Here is a 19,426-nt window from a genome sequence, read left to right as displayed (position 1 = left end):
ACTTACAAGTCTAATGATTATGATATCTTCTATCACGTCACTACTATCAAAATATTCATCTATGTTTAATATAAACACTGAGCTATTAGTAGGCAATATATCATTACCTTTTATCTCAACATTGTTAAAATAATCAAGTCAGCAGAAAGGATTGAGCAGCTTAGTAAAGTAAGTAATTGTTGACAGGAATTTCCTAATAAAGGTCCGTGTTAAACGCTGCGCTCTACTATGAATTTAAAGCGCAGCGGATAATGTCTGATGAAAATGATCTTTATGCGCTTTTGAATCCCGATCTTTTGTAATTGACGATCCAACCTCGTGAAGTTACTAATATAGTCCTTCTACGCTTGTCTGTTTCATCAATAGCGCTTTCAATTAAATTTGCATCTTCAAGTAACTTGAGTTGTGGTCGCATAGATTGTTGTGATTCATATCCAAAATGTTCAAAATCACTAGGAGACGAGTTGCCACCTGTTGCAATCAGATCATCAAATACCTTCCATGCTCTATTTCCAACACCTTTCGTATCCATTTCATATTTTTCAGCTGTTTCGGCCATCCAGGCTTCGATTAGCTCTAACTTGTCTTTGGATTGAGTTGGGGTGCTTTTGTTGAGATAAGCCCAGATAGCGAAGTCTTCGCAATATTTAAGAGCATTACGAAGATTCCGATTTCCGATTTTATAAATATGAGTAAAACCGTCAGCTTCGACTGGTGGATTAGCATCTTCAAGTGCATATATTTGTAATCTTTTTGATAAAGCCAATTCGGCATCAGTATCTCGAATAGGATCTATATCAATAGGATCAGCCAACACACCCTGTAACCTAGGAGACGAAGCGGAGCTTCTTATTATTCCTCTTGCTCCACAAAGAACCCAGCGTAAGCCATCCATGTTTAATAACTCATCTCTTATAGCTTCTAATAGCTCTCTTGCACTCCTTGATGTTTCAAGTAGTTCTAAGTTATCAATTGTACATATAAAACCTCCAGTCGATCTTGAAGGAAAACAATCGCGTAGCCATGACTGAATTGTTGCTGTGAATCCGGAATCTGTGAATCCAGCACTACTGTTTAATGTGGTCGAGCGTGTTGCACTTCCGCCATACCCAGCGATACTAAGACTTCCACCTGTCATATGAAAAAGCGGCGAGTTAAGCCACTGATTAATATTGACTATATCAGGGACGTTGTAACCTTTTTCTTTAAGTACTTTATGGTTAGTTACGAAGGCTTGAGCCACAGAATATAGTACTTTTTGTTTAAATGCTTGAAGGCTGTCTTCACTGGTGAGCTGAAAAGGCGGCTCGATTGGAATATATGCTGGTCCTGATTCATTGATAAACTCACTTAGTAGTTTAAACCCAGCAACAGATACCAAACTGGTTTTTCCAACTCCATTAGGGCCTTCTAGAGTAGGATGAGTATCAGATGACTTGATATAGGTCATTAGCTTATGCAGCTCTACATCACGACCAACAAGAAGTTCTACGCCTTCCTCATTAGCTTGTATAGGGCGAGGGCTATACGGGTTATCTCTAAAACCTAATTCATTCCACATACAATCTCCTTAATTTTATTAAGATTTTATCATCTGAATACTTAACGCTTTGCTTATAGGTAAGTTAGGAGCGAATTTCTTGATAGTACCATCTTATGAAGTGCCATCCTTGCCGTAGAACCATATAAAATTTTATTATCAAATGCAGATGTGATGTTTTTTTGTACAAGATCTTGGGAGGCACCGCATAGCAATATATACAAGTCAGTACCGATAATTGCAGACAGGCCAAGCTAAATAATCTTCAATACTTAATTGACAGACTTTCATCTAGTATGGTCTTGAATTATAAAACATAGAAATAGTAAGTTTGATGGTATGAACCCCACGTGAATTTATTATAGAATGTCGATGTTAAACATTGCAGACGTGCAGCTTTCGGCTCCAAGATCTTCTAGATTTTTTGAAAGCAACATCTGTGTCCGAATGATTGAGCATAGTATTGACATGACCAATAGAATAGCATATTCATAAAGTTAATATTGGCGGTCAATAGTTTATCATCGTTGTGGGATGAATTTTTTTCATAAATAACTCATTTTCTTCGCCTAAGTATTAACACTTCGAGTGAGTGAGCTTACACATATTCTTACATGATATGATGAAATTAATCAAATGATTAAAAATATTTTCAATAACACGTGCGTGTTCAATCTTAGTAATTAACTTATTGATTGGAAAGTATTTTTTTTAATATAGCTAGATTGAATATATGTAAGCGTTTGAAATTTAATGCTTTAAAATTTAGGTGGATAATTGCTGCAGGGTGATGCAACATTTCGGACAGGCGTACTAGACGGTTTATATTATATATTGCTGGTATTTACATATTTGATTGTAATAAGGTTTTTTAAGATGTGCTACCTGTGAAACCCGGTAAATTATTGAGGTGTAATAGTGAAAGTAAACATTAAGGGGTGAGCACAATGTTAAACCTCCTAGGTAGCGCTGGCTTACTTTGAGCATCTAAAGTCTAAACTATAAAAATAAAGGCATTTCCAATGTAACACTAATAAGGTGTAAAAGTCTATTTAGGATTAACTTCTTGTGATTTTTTTATTAAATTAACAATTGAGTGGGAATAACCTTTCCGCTTACACTGAAGCGCGTTGATTAATCCATCGCCAGCCTGTCGTCAGAGAGGCTGGCGATTTTCTTTCCGCTTTTCACTCAGGACTATTCTATGCTGCCACTTAAGGCATTGAGCCTCTGCATATTGCTGGTGATCCTGCTGTCACTCGGCGCCAGCCTGGCGCAGGCGACGCGCCACGGCGACCTCTCCGGCGCGCAGGGCGGCTGGTGGTCGGCGCGCCGCGACTCATCCGGCCTGGCGCCCGATGCGCAGCGCTATGCGGCGCAGGCGATCGTGCAGGTCTACGCCGCGCCGACCTACGGCTGGAAAGGGGCGGTGGCGGTGCATCCGTGGATTATCTTCAAACGCGCAGGCGAGACACGCTACAACCGCTATGAGGTGATTAGCTGGGGCAGCGGCGATAAAGTGCGGCGCAACAGCAATCTGCCGGACGGCTACTGGTACGGCGCGAAACCGCGTCTGCTGGTTGAGCATCGCGGCGCAGCGGCGCAGGCGATGATCCCGCAAATTGAGGCGGCGATCCGCTCCTATCCCTGGCCAAATACCTATCACGCCTGGCCTGGCCCCAACAGCAACACCTTTCTGGCGCATATCGGGCGCGAAGTGCCGGCGCTGAAGCTCGATCTGCCCGCCAACGCGCTCGGCAAAGATTACCGGCCGCTGTGGCGTCCCATCGGTTTACCGCCGTCGGGACGGGGCATTCAGCTGTCGGTGCTGGGCGTTGCAGGCGTGACGCTGGGCGCGGAAGAGGGATTCGAGCTGAATGTGCTGGGGCTAAATATGGGCGTGGATTTTACGCCGTTGCGTCTGCGCCTGCCGTTTATCGGCGGTCTCGGCGGCGACAACGTGCAGCAGGATAATCCGCCGGGCTAATGCCCGGCGCAGGCGTCAGCAGACGCCGAAGTCGCCATCTTCATGGTAGAGGTTGACGCTGTCCGCGTTGACCTCGATCTCTTTTTTCGTTGCGTCATCGACGCGCGCGCACCACAACGTCTCACCTTCCACGCGCAGCACCAGCATTTTGGGGCCGCCGGTTTTCGACTGCACAAAATCATCAGGTTTAAACATGCTTTTCTCCTTGGGTTTTAAGCAAGTGTAGGGCGGGCAGCCTGCGCCTGCATAAAATTTTTTGCGGCGCTTCTTCCATGATTTTTCATCAAATTCCCGCGGTGCAACGACCTGAGGCATGCTGTCGGCCAGATAAGATGGCTTAGCTAGGTTGTCAGTTGACAACCTCTCTCGTTCAGCGTAAGGTGCATGCAGATGGAAAGAAGACGACATCCAGACAAAGAGATTGAAGCGGCGCTGCGCTATGCCGAAGCCTATGGCTGGCAGATCGTCGCCACCGGGCACCATGGCTGGGGCAAAATGTATTGTCCCACGCATTCGGCGGCCTGCCGCTGTGGCGAGTTCTGCATCAGCGTTATCTGGAGCACGCCGCGTAACGTTTTTAATCATGCGCGCGCGCTGCGGCGCGTGGTAAATAAGTGCATCGCGGTGCGCCAACTGCATTAAGGAGCGAACATGGAATATATTTTTACGCTGCGTTTCCTGCTGCCTGAGCCAGCCCTGCCGGAAGAAGAGCTGCTGGCGCGGCTGATCGATGCAGGCTGTGACGATGCGCTGGTGGGGCTGGGCGTGCCGGGAAAAGTGGCGCTGGAGTTCACCCGCGAGGCGCCTGGCGCGCAGCGGGCGGTGCTGAGCGCCATCAAGGATGTGCAGCGCGCGCTGCCGGGCGCGCTGCTGACCGAGGCGGCACCCGACTTTGTCGGCTTAACCGATGTGGCGGAGATCATCGGCGTTTCCCGTCAGAATATGCGTAAGCTGATGCTCAGCCACAGCCCGCACTTTCCGCCGCCGGTTCATGACGGCAAAACCGCGCTCTGGCATCTGGCGGATGTGCTGACGTGGCTGGCGCAGCGCGGCAGCTATGCGATCCCCGCCGCGACGCGCGAGCTGGCGCAGGTGACGCTGCGGCTCAACCTGCAGCAGGCGCTACAGCGCTACGCGCACTGTATTGACGCCGCCGCCGAGAGTCACACTCAGTGATGCAGTAAAAACAGCGTCGCCAGACCGAGAAAAATAAAAAATCCACCGGTGTCGGTAATGGCGGTGATCAGCACGCTGGAGCCCACCGCCGGATCGCGTTTTAGTTTGGTCATGATCAGCGGGATCAGCACGCCCATCAGCGCCGCCAGCAGCAGGTTAAGCATCATCGCCAGCATCATCACGCCGCCCAGCTCGATGTTGCTGTACATTAGCCAGGTAATCAGCCCCATCGCGCCGCCCCAGAACAAACCGTTGAGCAGCGCCACGCCCAGTTCGCGCGCGATAAGAAAAGAGAAGTTGCCCGGTTCGACCTGATGCAGCGCCAGCGCGCGCACGATCATGGTAATGGTCTGGTTACCGGTGTTGCCGCCAATGCCCGCGACGATCGGCATCAGCGTCGCCAGCGCCACCAGCTGCGAGATGGTCTCTTCAAACAGGCCGATCACGCGCGACGCGACAAAGGCGGTGCAGAGATTGATTGCCAGCCAGGCCCAGCGACGGCGTACCGCTTTGCGCACCGGCGCGAAAACGTCCTCTTCCTGACTGATACCGCCCATGCGGCGAATATTGCTTTCGTTCTCTTCGTTAACCAGATCGACCACGTCTTCAATGGTTACGCGGCCAATCAGCTTGCCTTTGGCGTCGATCACCGCGGCGGAGATCAGGTTATAACGTTCAAACGCGCCCGCCGCGTCTTCGGCTTTATCATCTATCTGGAAGGTGGTGGGTGAGGTGTTCATTACCTCGTCCACGCGCTTTTTCGGCTTGTTGAGCAGAATATCGGTCAGCGCAAGCTCGCCCAGCAGCAGGTTGTTTTCATCGGTGATAAAAATTTTGTCGGTGCCGTCTGGCATGCTTTTGCGGTGACGCAGGAAGCGTTGCACCGTCGCCAGCGTCACGTCGGCGCGCACCGTCAGGATATTGAAGTCCATAATGCGTCCGACGCGGTCGCGGTCGAAATCGACCATGCTGAGCACCCGCGCGCGCTGGTTCGGCTCCAGCGACGCCAGCAGGCGTCCCGTCAGGTTGCGAGGCAGATAGCGCGCCAGCCACACCTGGTCGTCAATATCGAGCGGTTCGATAGCGCGCAGGATATCACGGTCGCTCATCTCTTCCGTCAGGCTGGCCCAGACGGTTTCTGAGGCTTCCACCAGCACATGGCCGCGCTGCCCAACGGGCACCAGACGCCAGAGCGCCTGGCGCTCCTCTTCCGGCAGCGCTTCGAGAATATCGGCGAGGTCCGCCGCGTGCAGCTGGGCGATATCCTGCTCCAGCGCCGCCTGATGCGCCGCATTTTCACGTTGCTGTTCAGGGCTGCGCTCGCCGGATTTCTCCAGCAGCGCATCCACCAGATCCGGCTCACTGAGCAGCAGCGTCAGAATGCGATGACGAATTTCACTTAAACGTTGAGTATGCGAGGCAGACATAACGAGTCCCTTGTGTCTGAAAGTTACAGCACGAAGTGTAGCGGTTCGCCTCGCAAAAGGGCGCAAAAAAAGACGCGGTTATTCAGGCTGCGTTTAGTGGTTTCAGGCAAAGGACACGAAAGGCTAACGGCTGTCGCGCAGAGGCGTGCTCAAGGGTGTTGATTCCGGTGCGGCTTTTTTCTGCTGGTGATGCTCAAAGGCAGCGGGCAGGATAAAGATCAGGCGGCTAACGAGGATAATAAAACTAATCAGTAAAACGATCCGGGTAAAGGAAGGGGTTTTGGCTCGTCTTCGGGAAGGGATGGCGCTGTTCACGCGAGATGTTTCCTGTAATGACCCTGCTGGGCGATGGCAACATTTAGTCACAAGCCCGCGTCGAAATCAATCACCGATTAAAAAAAGAGCAGAGATTGGGCCGCATGGCGCGGCCCAGGTTCAGAGACTGGCTTTTTGCGCCAGCAGCGTGGCGAAGCGGCAGCTGATGCGGTTGCCCTGTTCGTCGCGCTTGTGCAGCTGGCCGACATGCTCGTTGTATTTCAGAATGTGCCAGTTGCGATAGTAGTGGCTTAGCTCGCCCGATTTAAAGGTAAACGGGAAAGCGAGCGGGCTGGGATAATCATCGGTGCTCATCGCCGCGACGATCAGGTTGTGCCCGTCCCGCACCGTGCTCGCCTGCATATCGGCGATCAGCTGCGGAATGGTCTCCGGCTGCAGGAACATCATCACCACCGTAGAGAGCACGAAGGTGTAGCCGCCGTTGAAACGCGTCTGGTTAAGGTCGCGCTGCTCGGTATGGATATTACTTATCCCTTCCTGCGCAACGATCTGCTGCAGGCGCGCCAGGCTGGCGGGATTGTGATCCCAGGCGGTGACGTCAAAGCCGTTCTGGCTCAGGAATAAACTGTTACGGCCGTTGCCGCAGCCCAGATCCAGCGCCTTGCCGGGATTCAGGTGCGGCAGCGCCGCCAGCACTTCAGAATGGGTCGGCGTCAGCCCGTAGGTTTCAGCAAAATAGTGTTCAGGTTTCATCATGATTGGCGTTTAGTGCGTGGGCGCGAACGCCCACCTCCTCAGGCTTCTTCTTCCAGCATCAGCTTCCAGCCGGTGACCTCGTTCCAGTAGGTTTGCTCCCGCTCCAGATCGAGCTGCACCAGATTGTTCTGGCTGAAATAACCCGCCGGGAAGGTCAGCGTCCAGTGACCGTCGTCGGTGGTCAGCTTAAGCGAATCAGGCCGGGTGGTGGCCTGACGCTGGTTGTTAAGTAAGGTGCCAAGGCGCAGCAGAAACAGCAGCGGCAGGAACTGTTTCTTCTTGAACAGCGTAACGCGCGGCAGATCTTCCACCTTGACGGCTTTACGATGGAAGCGTACCAGCGCCGCCAGCAGCGTTTGCTGATCCTGGTTAAATCCGGGCAAATTGGTGTTTTGCAGAATATAGGCGGAATGGCGCTGCATGCCGCTGTGGTTGATGGTCAGCCCCACTTCGTGCAGCATCGCCGCCCACTTCAGCAGCGCCGCCAGCTGCGGATTGGCTAGTTTGGGGTTCTGATCGCGCCACTGCAGATAGAGCTGTTCGGTGGTATCGAGCACGCGCCGCGCCTGATCGTTGTCGATGGCGTAATGGTTCGCCAGGCTCTGCGCCGTGCGGCTGCGGATATCCTGATGACGGAAGCGGCCCTCCATCTCATAAAGCACCCCTTCGCGCAGCGCGCCGTCCGACAGGCGCAGCTCGCGGATCGCCAGCGCGTCGAAGACGCCGCAGATAATCGCCAGGCCCGGCACAAACACCGACTGGCGCTCTTCAGAGAGGCCAGGCAGGCTCAGCGCGCTAAAGGATTTATGCTTGAGCACCTCGTCACAGAGCTTGTCCAGCCGCTCCGGGGTGATCAGTTTCTCTTTTTCGCCCATCGCCAGCAGCACTTCGCACGCCGCTTTAATGGTGCCCGACGCGCCGAGCGCGTACTGCCAGCCGTGCAGACGATACTGCCACGCCAGCGTCTCCAGCTTTTGCGTCGCCGCCAGGCGCGCGCGCCGGAAGTTGTCGCGGTTGATTTCACCGTTGGGGAAGTAGAGCTGAGCGAAACTGACGCAGCCCATGCGACGGCTCTCAACCAGCTGCGGCTCGAAGTTTTCGCCGATCACCAGCTCGGTCGAGCCGCCGCCGATGTCGATCACCAGCTTACGGCCTTTCTCCGGCTGCGTATGCTCGACGCCCATAAAGATCAGGCGCGCCTCTTCGTTGCCGGAAATAACTTCAATAGGGTAGGGGATCACCTCGGCCGCGCGCTGCAGGAACTCTTCTGCGTTCACCGCCTGGCGCAGGGTATGGGTGCCGACAATGGTGACGTTGCTGGGGCTAAAGCCCTGCAGCCGTTCGGCAAACAGCGCCAGGCAGCTCAGCCCGCGCTCTATTGCCTCTTCGCTCAGGCGATTTTTGCTGTCCAGACCGTCAGCCAGATGGACGCGCTGTTTCAGGCGACCAAGCACCTGCAAAGCGCCGTCGACCACGCGCGCAATGACCATATGAAAGCTGTTTGAGCCAAGATCGATTGCCGCAAACTCTTGCGGTCTCGGCGTACTTTTATGAGAAATGGGCATAGATTATTCAGGCTGTTCCAGTTTCTTGATGTAATCATAAATCGCCAGTTGAGAGCGGACCTTACGACGATTGCCGCGCGGAACATAGCGGTTCCCCAACTCTTTATCAACGATACGCGCCTTCACCGTATCACTAAACAGGATAGCGATAATGTCCAGAATGCGTTGCTTCACGCGCGGATCGAGGATCGATACCGCTACTTCGATGCGATGATCGATGTTACGCGTCATCCAGTCAGCAGAGGAAAGGAAGACTTTTTTATCGCCGCCGTTTTCAAAAATATAGACGCGATCGTGCTCGAGATAGCGGTCAACGATACTGATCACGCGAATATTTTCACTGATCCCGGGCAAATCAGGGATTAATGAACACATGCCGCGCACCAGCAAATTCACCTTCACGCCGGCGCCGGAAGCGGCATAGAGACGGTCAACCAGACCGTTGTCCACCAGGTTGTTAATTTTCAGCGTAATGCCAGACGGATTTCCCTGCTGCGCATTGGCGATTTCCGCATCAATCAGCTGATAGAGCATTTGACGCGAGTTCTGCGGCGATACCAGCAGGTGTTCGAAGCTCACCGGCCGGTAAGGGTTCTCGATAAAGTTAAACACCCGGCGCACTTCGTTGGTGATGCGCGCGTCGGCGGTCAGCAGCGAATAGTCGGTATAGAGGCGCGCGGTTTTCTCGTTAAAGTTGCCGGTGCCGATATGGGCGTAGCGCACCACTTCGTCGCCTTCACGGCGGGAGATCAAAAACAGCTTGGCGTGAATTTTCAGCCCCGGCGCGGAAAAAATAACGTGCACGCCCGCTTCGGTTAAGCGCTTGGCCCATGAAATATTGGCCTCTTCGTCGAAGCGCGCCTGCAGCTCCACCACCACAGTGACTTTTTTGCCGTTATAGGCGGCATGTATCATCGCATCCATAATGCGCGAACGCTTCGCGACGCGATAGATGTTGATTTTGATCGCCAGCACGCTCGGGTCGAACGACGCCTGGCGCAGCAGCTCCAGCACGTGCTCAAAGGTGTGGTAGGGGTAGTAGAGCAGAATGTCGCGATCGCGAATGGCGTCGAAGCCGTTGCGGAAGCCGTCGAAGCCGATGTGGCGGATCTGCGGCAGCGGACGGTTAACCAGGTTGCTTTTGCCCACGTCCGGGAAGCCGATAAAGTCTTTGAAGTTATGGTAGCGGCCGCCCGGCACGATGGAATCATAGTTAGAGATGGTGAGCTTGTTGCGCAGCAGCTCCACCATCGCGTCCGGCATGTCGCGCTGATAAACGAAGCGCACCGGCTCAGCGGTCAGGCGCTGCTTCAGGCTGGAGGACATCAGCTCCAGCAGGCTCGACTCCATTTCCGTTACCAGATCGTACTCTGCATCACGCGTCATTTTCATCGAGTAGGCGTTCAGCGCGTCATAGTCGAAGAAGCCCTTAAAGATGTCGTCGAGACAGTAGCGCAGGATATTGTCCAGCAGGATCATCGGCTTGCGGCGGCGCGGCGATTCAGCGGGCAGGTTAACGAAGCGCGGCACCTTGTCAGAGGGGATCTCCAGCAGCGCATAGCGAATATCCTCGCCGCGAATAATCTCCACCGCCAGATAGGTGTAGTCATCTTTCAGGAATTCGGTGAGATCGGTGTCGTGATTGATCAGGATCGGCGAGATATGCTGGCGCAGCTCGTGCTTGAAATAGTGGCGCAGCCAGATCTGTTGATTAGGTGAAAGCTGACGCTCGTTGATCAGAAAGATCTGGTTGCGCGCCAGCTCCAGCAGCAGCTCATTGTAGAGGCCGTCAAACTCCTGCTCCGACTTCATCACGCGCTGCTGAATTTTTTTCAGCAGATGGCGTGGCAGGCCTGGCGAACCCTGTTCTTCGCCAATCAGGATGCGGCGCTTGAGGTCGGCGAAGCGAACCTTGTAAAACTCGTCGAGATTATTGGAATAGATCCCGAGAAAACGCATGCGTTCAATGAGCGGATTGGTTTTATCCGCCGCCTCTTGCAGAACGCGTTCGTTAAAGGATAACCAGCTTAATTCTTTTTCTATATATAGCTTTTCCTGACCCATTCTGACTCCATATCGCGTTTGCAGGACTAAAGAACCAGTGTCCGACATCATTATGGCGAGAGTATGGCAAGCTTGTCCAACGCCAATGGTTGTCTTATCAACCAGCTACGGGCAACATAGCGGCTTACTACCGATCCCATTCAGAGCCGCATGAGCCTAAAGCATATACCCGTTAACTTCAGCGACCGCCGACGCCGCGCTATCGACCGCTTCACGCGGCGACTGGTCACTTGCTGCGGCATCGCCATTTTGCTGCTGATGCTGCTGCTTTTCTTCTGGCTGATCTGGGTGGTGCTGCCGCTGTTCGCCTCGCCGGCGCTGCATCCGCAGCCCGCGCAGCAGCTATGGGATCGCCAGCCTGCGCTGGCCCTGGGCTTTACCGGCCAGCAGGGCTGGCGTATCGGCCGCGACGGCGCGGCGCGCGTGATCCCGCTGAACGGCCAGCCCGCCGAAGCGGCGTTGACGCTGCGTCCGGCACCGCAGCAGATCGTCAGCAGCGCCGATCGGCGCACGCTGCTGCTTAACGCGCAGGGCGCGCTGCTGCTGCTGCAGCCGGTGAACGGCGCGTGGCGCTATCCGCTCGGCGAGGTTCCTGTGCAGCTGCCGGGCGGCGCGGTGAAAGCCATGGCGCTGGCGACGCTGGGCGAAGAGAAGTGGCGCATCGCCGCGCAGACCGAAACGGGGCTGAACATCGTGACGCTGACGCGCCAGCAGGCGCCGCAACGTGTCGAACTGCCGCAGACGCAGGCCGATCATCTGCTGCTGTCGCCGCAGGGCGATCTGCTCTACGCCAGCGTAGGCAATCTGTTGCGCGTCTGGCAGCTGCGCGACGACGGCGCGACACTGCGCGAAACCGTGGCGCTGGCGCAGCCGCCGCGCAGCCTGCATCTGCTGGCGGGCGGGGCGAGCCTGCTGATTCAGGACGGACGCGGCGTGACGCAGTGGTTCGCTATTGCCGGCGCGCAGGGGCCGCGCCTGCATGAAATCCGCACCTTCGCCGAAAGCAGCCCGACCGCGACCCTTGTAACGGAGCCGCAGCGTCGCGTCTTCGCCACGCTGGCGCCCGATGGCGCACTAAAGATCTTCGCCAGCAAACAGCGCGGCCCCATCCTGCAGCGTCAGCTGGCGCCTGGCATAGAAAACGCCGCCTTCTCACCGCGCGGCGACGCGCTGCTGCTGGAGCGCGCCGGAAGCTGGCAGGTGCTGCGCATCGACAATCCCTGGCCGGACGTCAGCTGGCGCAGCTTGTGGCAGAAAATCTGGTATGAAAACTATCCCGCGCCCGACTGGGTCTGGCAGTCCACTAACGCCGCAGACAGCTATCAGGCTAAGTTCAGCTTTATGCCGATGGTGACGGGCACGCTGAAAGCGGCGGCGCTGTCGCTGCTGTTCGCCACGCCGCTGGCGCTGGCGGCCGCGATGTATACCGCCTGGTTTATGGCGCCGGGCCTGCGGCGCTGGGTTAAACCGGCGATAGAGATGATGGGCGCGCTGCCCAGCGTGGTGATCGGGCTGATCGCTGGACTCTGGCTGGCGCCGCATATCAGCCAGGCGCTGCTAGGCGTGTTGCTGCTGCCGCTGACGCTGGCGGCGACGCTGCTGATTTGCGGCGCGCTCAGCGGTCGCCTGCCGCCGCGCTGGCGACAGCCGGGACGCGAGGTGATGCTGCTGCTGCCGGTGCTGCTGATCGTCACGCTCGCCACGCTCACCATTCCGGCCTGGCTGATGCGCGATGCGGCGGAATGGCTGCCGCACTACGAGCAGCGCAACCTGCTGGTCGCCGGGCTGGCAATGGGCTTTGCGCTGGTGCCGCTGATTTTTACCCTGTCGGAAGATGCGCTGTTCAGCGTGCCCGCCGCGCTGGGGCAGGGGTCGCTGGCGCTGGGGGCGACGCCGTGGCAAACCCTGACGCGCGTGGTGCTGCCAGGCGCGTCGGCGGGCATTTTCGCCGCGCTGATGATCGGCTTCGGCCGCGCGGTCGGAGAAACCATGATCGTGCTGATGGCCACCGGCAACACGCCGCAGAGCCACGGCGGCCTCTTCTCCGGGCTGCGGGCGCTCTCCGCCAACATCGCCATTGAGATGCCGGAAGCGGCAGCTGGCAGCGCGCACTATCGCATTCTGTTTCTCAGCGCGCTGATGCTGCTGATCTTTACGTTAATGATTAACACGCTGGCCGAGCTGATCCGTCAGCGGCTGCGCCAGCGCTATAGCCAGCATGAGGGCCAGACATGAAGGCGATGCGACAAAATGAGCGCTGGCGCTGGCTGACCGCCGGCGCCGTCGCCGTCTGTCTGCTGGCATTTACCCTGCTGATCGCGCTGCTGGCGTGGCAGGGGATGCGCGCCTTCTGGCCGCAGCGCGTCGATCTCTACCATCTGGCGCAGCCGGAAGGGCAAACCACGGCGTTGATGGGGGAAACCCTGGAGCATCAGCCACACTTTCCCGCGCCTGCGGCGCAAAACGAGCCGCTGCCGTCGGTCAGCCAGGTGCATCGCTACCTGATTAAAACCGGCAACCGCGACTGGGACGCGCCCGATTTCCGCGTGATTTATGCGCGCGAGGCGCTCAGGGTCAGCCAGCCGCAAGCGGCGATGGTGCTGCAGCGCCGCAGCGGCGGCAACGCCTACGGCTGGTTTGCTGGCCTGCGTGAAGATAACGAAGCGCTGACGGCGCGCGATCCCGATGCGCTGCTGCATCAGCGGCTGGAGCAGGTGCGCGATCTGCTGCGTAAAATTAACCGCATTCGCCATGTGGATCTGGCGCGGCTGAACGATCAGCTGGCGGCGCTCGACGCGCGCGCCGATAAACTACGGCAGGAGCAGCGGTTCGATACGCGCGCGCTGTCAGAGTTCGAAGCGAATCAGGCGGCGCTGCAGCGTCGCTTTACGCAGCTCAGCGGCCAGCTGGCCGATCTGCAGCGCGAGAGTCAGCGCGACGCGCTGGTGCTGCGCGACGCGCAGGATCGCCAGCATGTGATTCCGCTGGCGCAGGTGGTCGAGGTCTGGTACCCCAACGCCATGAGCACGCCGCAAAAGGTGGCGCACACGCTGCGCCAGATCTGGCATTTCGTCAGTGATTCGCCCGCCGACGGCGAGAGCGACAGCGGCGCGTTCCCGGCGATTTTCGGCACGGTGCTGATGGTGCTGCTGATGTCGGTGGTGGTGATGCCGTTCGGCGTCATCGCGGCAATCTGGCTGCATGAGTATGCCGGCCGTAACCCCCTGACGCGGCTGGTGAGGATTGCGGTGGTCAATCTGGCTGGCGTGCCGTCGATCGTCTACGGCGTGTTCGGCCTGGGCTTTTTTGTCTGGCTGGTGGGCGGCACCCTCGATCAGCTCTTCTTTTCACGCGCGCTGCCTAATCCCACCTTCGGCACGCCGGGGCTGCTGTGGGCCGCGCTGACGCTGGCGCTGCTGACGCTGCCGGTGGTGATCGTCGCCACGGAAGAGGGGTTGTCGCGCATTCCTGACTCGCTGCGTCAGGGCTCGCTGGCGCTGGGCGCCACCCAGGCGGAGACGCTGTGGCACGTGGTGCTGCCGATGGCGCTGCCCGCCATGCTGACCGGCCTGATTTTAGCCGTGGCGCGCGCGGCGGGCGAGACCGCGCCGCTGATGCTGGTGGGGGTGGTGAAAATGGTGCCGGAGCTGCCGGTCGACGCGGTCTTCCCCTGGCTGCACCTTGACCGCAAGTTTATGCATCTTGGCTTCCAGATTTACGATCTCGCCTTTCAGAGCCCCAACGTAGAGGCCGATCGTCCGCTGGTTTACGCCACGGCGCTGCTGCTGGTGGCGATTATTCTGTCGCTTAATCTGCTGGCGATGGCGCTGCGTCACCGCCTGCGCGAACGCTATCGCCTGATGACCCAATAAAAGATGATGACTATGATGCCCGACACCGAAGCGGCGCTGACGCTAAACCACCTCTCGTTATGGTATGGCGAGCGGCAGGCGCTGCATGATATTTCGCTGCAGATCCCGCAGAAGCGCATTACCGCGCTGATCGGCCCCTCCGGCTGCGGCAAATCGACGCTGCTGCGCTGCTTTAATCGCATGAACGATGTGGTGGACAGCTGCCGCATTGAGGGCGATATCCTGCTTGGCAGCCACGCCATTATGCAGCCGTCGCAGGATCTCTCGGCGCTGCGCCGGCGCATCGGCATGGTGTTTCAACGGCCGAATCCTTTTCCCAAGTCGATTTATGAAAATGTGGTGTATGGCCTGCGGCTGCAGGGCGTGCGCGACAGGCGCGTGCTCAATGAAGCGTGCGAGCGTGCGCTGCGCGCGGCGGCGCTGTGGAGCGAGGTGAAAGATCAGCTGGGGCAGAACGCGCTGACGCTCTCCAGCGGCCAGCAGCAACGTCTGGTGATCGCCCGCGCCATCGCCATCGAGCCAGAGGTGCTGCTGCTGGATGAGCCGACCTCGGCGCTCGATCCCATCTCTACGCTGGTGATTGAAGAGCTGATGACCACCCTGAAGCAGCACTTTACGCTGGTGCTGGTCACCCACAATATGCAGCAGGCGTCGCGCGTGTCAGATTACACGGCGTTTATGCATCAGGGGGCGGTGGTGGAGTTCGATGAAACGGATCGCATCTTTACCTCGCCGCGCAACCGGCGCACCGAGGATTATATTACCGGCCGCTACGGCTAGCAGAGGGTACTTACGCAGGCCTTTTGACGTTTGAGCCGTCTGCTGGAAATGGCTCGGCAGCCGCTAGTCGTTTGCGTAGCCCTGCGGCGGCAGCGGCTGATTATCAAGCCAGGCTTTGCCTTCGCGCATCGCTAACCGCCCTTCAACAAACCAGCCGATCACCAGCGGATAGATGGCATGCTCCTGATGCTGCACGCGCGCGGTAATCGCCTCTTCGTCGTCGCCGGGGAAAATCGGCACGCGGGCCTGAAGGATCACCGGACCGCCGTCCAGCTCGTCGGTGACGAAATGCACCGAGGTGCCGTGCTCGGCGTCGCCGTTCGCCAGCGCCTGACGATGGGTGTGCAAACCGGGATATTTCGGCAGCAGCGAAGGGTGGATATTGAGCAGACGATCCTGATAGTGGGCGACAAAGGCGCTGCTGAGAATGCGCATGTAGCCCGCCAGCACCACCAGATCCGGCGCGCAGGCGTCGATCGCCGCCATCAGCTGACGATCGAAAGCTTCCCGGTCGGGAAAATCGCTGGCCGCCAGCGCATGGGCTGGCACGCCCGCGTCGCGCGCGCGCGTCAGGCCGAAAGCAGTGGCTTTATTACTGAAAACGGCAGCAACGCTGCCGTTAATCCGCCCGCTTGCGCAGGCGTCGAGGATGGACTGAAGATTGCTTCCGTTGCCGGAAATCAGTACAACCAACTTTTTCATGCGTTGATGACCACGCGCTCTTCCGCGTCGGACGCCTTAATCACGCCGATTTTCCAGGCTTTCTCGCCTGCGGCGCGCATCAGCTCAACCGCGCGGTCCGCGTCGGCGGCGCTCAGCGCGATCACCATGCCGACGCCGCAGTTAAAGGTGCGGTACATCTCGTGGCGGCTGACGTTGCCCGCCTGCTGCATCCAGCTGAAGACCGCCGGCCATTCCCAGCTCTTCTCGTCGATCACCGCCTGGGTATTGTCCGGCAGCACGCGCGGAATGTTCTCCCAGAAGCCGCCGCCGGTCAGGTGCGCCACCGCATGCACATCGACCTGCTCGATCAGGCTGAGGATATTCTTCACGTAGATGCGGGTCGGTTCCAGCAGATGATCCGCCAGCGGACGGCCTTCCAGCTGTTTGGTCAGCGGATCGGTCTGGCTCACTTCGAGGATTTTGCGCACCAGCGAATAGCCGTTGGAGTGCGGACCGCTGGAGCCGAGCGCGATCAGCACGTCGCCGTCCTGCACTTTTGATCCGTCGATAATTTCAGACTTCTCGACCACGCCGACGCAAAAACCAGCTACGTCGTAATCTTCGCCGTGGTACATACCCGGCATCTCGGCGGTTTCGCCGCCGACCAGCGCGCAGCCGGACTGCAGACAGCCTTCGGCGATGCCGGCGATCACGGCGGAAGCGGTGTCGACATCCAGTTTGCCGGTGGCGTAGTAGTCGAGGAAAAACAGCGGCTCCGCGCCCTGAACCACCAGATCGTTCACGCACATGGCGACCAGATCGATGCCGATAGCGTCATGGCGCTTCAGATCCATCGCCAGACGCAGCTTGGTGCCGACGCCGTCGGTGCCGGAGACCAGCACCGGCTCGCGATACTTCTGCGGCAGCGCGCAAAGCGCACCGAAACCGCCCAGTCCACCCATCACTTCCGGGCGGCGGGTCTTTTTCACTACGCCTTTAATACGGTCAACCAGAGCATTACCAGCATCGATATCAACGCCGGCGTCTTTGTAGCTGAGAGAGGTCTTGTCGGTCACTGCGGAATCCCCACGCGATTGCGGTTGGTGGTTAACAAAAAGCGCGGCAATTCTACCAGCGCAGGCAAACGTTTGCGAGCCCGATTACCTGGTGAAATTGCGCGCAGCCCGATTTTCATCAATCCTTGAATAACGGATCAAAACATTCCCTCTTTGCGCAACGACATATGGCGCGCTTGCGAAAAGGCGGTATAATCCCGCGATTTTTTTTAGCTCAACTCATTCCGGGAGAACACCAATGAAGATCGTGGAAGTCAAACACCCGCTGGTCAAACATAAACTGGGCCTGATGCGTGAGCATGATATCAGTACGAAGCGCTTCCGCGAGCTGGCGTCGGAAGTCGGCAGCCTGCTGACCTACGAAGCCACCGCCGATCTGGAAACCGAGCGCGTCACCATCGAAGGCTGGAACGGCCCGGTAGAAATCGATCAGATTAAAGGCAAAAAAATCACTGTCGTGCCGATCCTGCGCGCCGGTCTGGGGATGATGGAAGGGGTGCTGGAGCACGTGCCGAGCGCGCGCATCAGCGTGGTCGGCGTCTATCGCGACGAAGAGACGCTGGAGCCGGTGCCTTACTTTCAGAAACTGGTCTCCAACATCGAAGAGCGCCTGGCGCTGGTGGTCGACCCGATGCTGGCGACCGGCGGCTCGATGATCGCCACTATCGATCTGCTGAAAAAAGCGGGCTGCAGCAGCATCAAGGTGCTGGTGCTGGTTGCCGCGCCGGAAGGGATCGCCGCGCTGGAGAAGGCGCATCCGGACGTTGAACTCTACACCGCGTCGGTCGACCACGGCCTGAATGAGAAGGGGTATATCATTCCAGGGCTGGGCGACGCCGGCGACAAGATTTTCGGAACCAAATAATTCAATCAGCCGACCAGAGAGTCGGCTTTTTTTTGGCAAAAAACAGACTCTTTAAAGGGGATAAATGATGACTCGTCGCGCCATCGGCGTCAGCGAACGCCCGCCGCTACTGCAAACCATACCGCTCAGCCTGCAACACCTTTTTGCCATGTTCGGCGCCACGGTGCTGGTGCCGATTCTGTTCCATATCAATCCGGCGACGGTGCTGCTGTTCAACGGCGTCGGCACGCTGCTTTATCTCTTTATCTGTAAAGGTAAAATTCCCGCCTATCTCGGCTCCAGCTTCGCCTTTATTTCGCCGGTGCTGCTGCTGCTGCCGCTGGGCTATGAGCTGGCGCTGGGCGGCTTTATTCTCTGTGGCGTGCTGTTCTGCGTGGTGGCGCTGATCGTGAAAAAAGCCGGCACTGGCTGGATCGACGTGATGTTTCCGCCCGCGGCGATGGGCGCCATCGTGGCGGTGATCGGGCTGGAACTGGCGGGCGTGGCGGCCAATATGGCCGGCCTGCTGCCGGCGGAAGGGAGCAGTGCCGACAGCACCACTATCACCATTTCGCTGGTGACGCTGGCGGTGACGGTCTTCGGTTCGGTGCTGTTCCGCGGCTTTCTCGCCATCATTCCGATTCTGGTGGGCGTGATCGCGGGCTACGCGCTCTCGTTCGCCATGGGCATCGTGGACTGGACGCCGGTATATAACGCGCCCTGGTTCGCGCTGCCAACCTTCTATACGCCGCGCTTTGAGTGGGCGGCGATGCTGACTATCCTGCCTGCCGCGCTGGTGGTGATCGCCGAACACGTCGGGCATCTGGTGGTCACGGCGAATATCGTGAAAAAAGATCTGATGCGCGATCCCGGCCTGCACCGCTCGATGTTCGCCAACGGCCTCTCCACGGTGATCTCTGGCTTCTTCGGTTCGACGCCGAACACCACCTACGGCGAAAACATCGGCGTGATGGCGATTACCCGCGTCTACAGCACCTGGGTGATCGGCGGCGCGGCGATTATCGCTATCCTGCTGTCGTGCGTCGGCAAGCTGGCGGCGGCGATCCAGGCGGTGCCGGTGCCGGTGATGGGCGGCGTCTCGCTGCTGCTCTACGGCGTGATCGGCGCGTCCGGTATTCGCGTGCTGATCGAGTCAAAAGTGGACTATAGCAAGGCGCAAAACCTGATCCTCACCTCGGTGATCCTGATCATCGGCGTCAGCGGGGCCAAGGTGCACATCGGCGCCGCCGAGCTGAAAGGCATGGCGCTGGCGACCATAGTCGGCGTGCTGCTGGCGCTGATCTTCCGCGTTATTTCGCTGCTGCGTCCGGAAGAAGTGGTGCTGGAAGCGGACGAAAAGGGCGGCCACTAAGCGCGTCGCGGGCAGGGACGCCCGTTAT

Annotated in this window: 17 protein-coding genes; 8 read left to right on the top strand and 9 right to left on the bottom strand. The window is 57.5% G+C overall.

Annotation, left to right across the window (positions count from 1 at the left end; genetic code table 11):
• Nucleotides 1-271: 271 nt before the first annotated feature.
• On the bottom strand, nucleotides 272-1,561 hold the full coding sequence (locus tag B2J69_RS23770; protein WP_143806258.1) for a MarR family winged helix-turn-helix transcriptional regulator: 1,290 nt from the start codon (nucleotides 1,559-1,561) through the stop codon (nucleotides 272-274).
• Nucleotides 1,562-2,744: 1,183 nt separating this feature from the next.
• Here B2J69_RS23770 and B2J69_RS08815 point away from each other — a divergent pair.
• Nucleotides 2,745-3,527: a DUF3750 domain-containing protein gene (locus tag B2J69_RS08815; RefSeq protein ID WP_081138370.1), complete on the top strand. Its 783-nt coding sequence runs from the start codon at nucleotides 2,745-2,747 to the stop codon at nucleotides 3,525-3,527.
• Nucleotides 3,528-3,542: 15 nt separating this feature from the next.
• On the opposite strand, the gene B2J69_RS08810 is transcribed toward B2J69_RS08815, so the two are convergent.
• Nucleotides 3,543-3,722, bottom strand: coding sequence for a DUF2158 domain-containing protein (locus tag B2J69_RS08810; RefSeq protein WP_081138368.1), 180 nt, complete (start codon nucleotides 3,720-3,722; stop codon nucleotides 3,543-3,545).
• 195 nt (nucleotides 3,723-3,917) lie between these two features.
• Between B2J69_RS08810 and B2J69_RS08805 the strand changes: the two genes are divergently transcribed.
• Nucleotides 3,918-4,169, top strand: a complete 252-nt coding sequence (locus B2J69_RS08805) for a hypothetical protein (protein ID WP_081138376.1) — start codon at nucleotides 3,918-3,920, stop codon at nucleotides 4,167-4,169.
• A gap of 9 nt (nucleotides 4,170-4,178) precedes the next feature.
• The gene (locus B2J69_RS08800; protein ID WP_081138366.1) at nucleotides 4,179-4,703 is read left to right on the top strand and encodes a helix-turn-helix transcriptional regulator; all 525 of its coding nucleotides are present in this window, start codon (nucleotides 4,179-4,181) and stop codon (nucleotides 4,701-4,703) included.
• Here B2J69_RS08800 and mgtE read toward each other — a convergent pair.
• The 5 genes from mgtE to ppk1 all read right to left on the bottom strand — a co-directional run bounded on the left by mgtE (nucleotide 4,697) and on the right by ppk1 (nucleotide 10,791).
• Nucleotides 4,697-6,130 (bottom strand): magnesium transporter, encoded by a 1,434-nt coding sequence (gene mgtE, locus B2J69_RS08795; protein ID WP_081138364.1) that lies wholly within the window; start codon nucleotides 6,128-6,130, stop codon nucleotides 4,697-4,699. The two genes, B2J69_RS08800 and mgtE, sit on opposite strands and share 7 nt — an antisense overlap.
• 123 nt (nucleotides 6,131-6,253) lie before the next feature.
• Nucleotides 6,254-6,445 carry a YfgG family protein gene (locus B2J69_RS08790; RefSeq protein WP_081138362.1) on the bottom strand — a complete coding sequence of 64 codons (192 nt, stop codon included), beginning with the start codon at nucleotides 6,443-6,445 and terminating at the stop codon, nucleotides 6,254-6,256.
• Between the two features lie 120 nt (nucleotides 6,446-6,565).
• Complete coding sequence (tehB, locus tag B2J69_RS08785) at nucleotides 6,566-7,159, bottom strand: tellurite resistance methyltransferase TehB (RefSeq protein ID WP_174580893.1); 594 nt, start codon at nucleotides 7,157-7,159, stop codon at nucleotides 6,566-6,568.
• 41 nt (nucleotides 7,160-7,200) lie between these two features.
• Entirely contained in the window at nucleotides 7,201-8,727 is a 1,527-nt protein-coding gene (gene ppx, locus B2J69_RS08780) for an exopolyphosphatase (RefSeq protein WP_081138358.1), read from the bottom strand.
• Nucleotides 8,728-8,730: 3 nt separating this feature from the next.
• Nucleotides 8,731-10,791: a polyphosphate kinase 1 gene (gene ppk1, locus B2J69_RS08775; RefSeq protein WP_081138356.1), complete on the bottom strand. Its 2,061-nt coding sequence runs from the start codon at nucleotides 10,789-10,791 to the stop codon at nucleotides 8,731-8,733.
• A 150-nt stretch (nucleotides 10,792-10,941) separates the two neighbouring features.
• Between ppk1 and B2J69_RS08770 the strand changes: the two genes are divergently transcribed.
• From B2J69_RS08770 to pstB, 3 genes are read left to right on the top strand one after another with little or no spacing between them, the layout of a single operon-like run.
• Nucleotides 10,942-13,026 carry an ABC transporter permease subunit gene (locus B2J69_RS08770; protein ID WP_081138354.1) on the top strand — a complete coding sequence of 695 codons (2,085 nt, stop codon included), beginning with the start codon at nucleotides 10,942-10,944 and terminating at the stop codon, nucleotides 13,024-13,026.
• Nucleotides 13,023-14,663 carry a phosphate ABC transporter permease PstA gene (gene pstA, locus B2J69_RS23590; RefSeq protein ID WP_094078494.1) on the top strand — a complete coding sequence of 547 codons (1,641 nt, stop codon included), beginning with the start codon at nucleotides 13,023-13,025 and terminating at the stop codon, nucleotides 14,661-14,663. Before B2J69_RS08770 ends, pstA begins: the two co-directional genes overlap by 4 nt.
• 12 nt (nucleotides 14,664-14,675) lie before the next feature.
• Entirely contained in the window at nucleotides 14,676-15,443 is a 768-nt protein-coding gene (gene pstB / locus B2J69_RS23585; RefSeq protein ID WP_094078493.1) for a phosphate ABC transporter ATP-binding protein PstB, read from the top strand.
• Nucleotides 15,444-15,506: 63 nt separating this feature from the next.
• Here the strand turns inward: pstB and purN are convergent, their stop codons facing one another.
• Together purN and purM are read right to left on the bottom strand one after the other, a co-directional pair.
• Nucleotides 15,507-16,145, bottom strand: coding sequence for a phosphoribosylglycinamide formyltransferase (purN, locus tag B2J69_RS08760; protein WP_081138352.1), 639 nt, complete (start codon nucleotides 16,143-16,145; stop codon nucleotides 15,507-15,509).
• Nucleotides 16,142-17,182 carry a phosphoribosylformylglycinamidine cyclo-ligase gene (purM, locus tag B2J69_RS08755; protein WP_081138350.1) on the bottom strand — a complete coding sequence of 347 codons (1,041 nt, stop codon included), beginning with the start codon at nucleotides 17,180-17,182 and terminating at the stop codon, nucleotides 16,142-16,144. Before purM ends, purN begins: the two co-directional genes overlap by 4 nt.
• 238 nt (nucleotides 17,183-17,420) lie before the next feature.
• On the opposite strand from purM, the gene upp reads away from it, so the two are divergent.
• Together upp and uraA are read left to right on the top strand one after the other, a co-directional pair.
• Nucleotides 17,421-18,047 (top strand): uracil phosphoribosyltransferase, encoded by a 627-nt coding sequence (gene upp / locus B2J69_RS08750; protein WP_081138348.1) that lies wholly within the window; start codon nucleotides 17,421-17,423, stop codon nucleotides 18,045-18,047.
• A gap of 67 nt (nucleotides 18,048-18,114) precedes the next feature.
• A complete protein-coding gene (uraA, locus tag B2J69_RS08745; protein ID WP_081138346.1) occupies nucleotides 18,115-19,398 on the top strand; it encodes a uracil permease in 1,284 nt (427 codons plus the stop codon).
• The last annotated feature ends 28 nt before the right edge of the window (nucleotides 19,399-19,426 follow it).

The sequence above is a fragment of the Pantoea latae genome (genome assembly GCF_002077695.1).
Classification (GTDB): domain Bacteria; phylum Pseudomonadota; class Gammaproteobacteria; order Enterobacterales; family Enterobacteriaceae; genus Pantoea; species Pantoea latae.
This window is presented reverse-complemented; position numbering and strand designations above follow the sequence as displayed.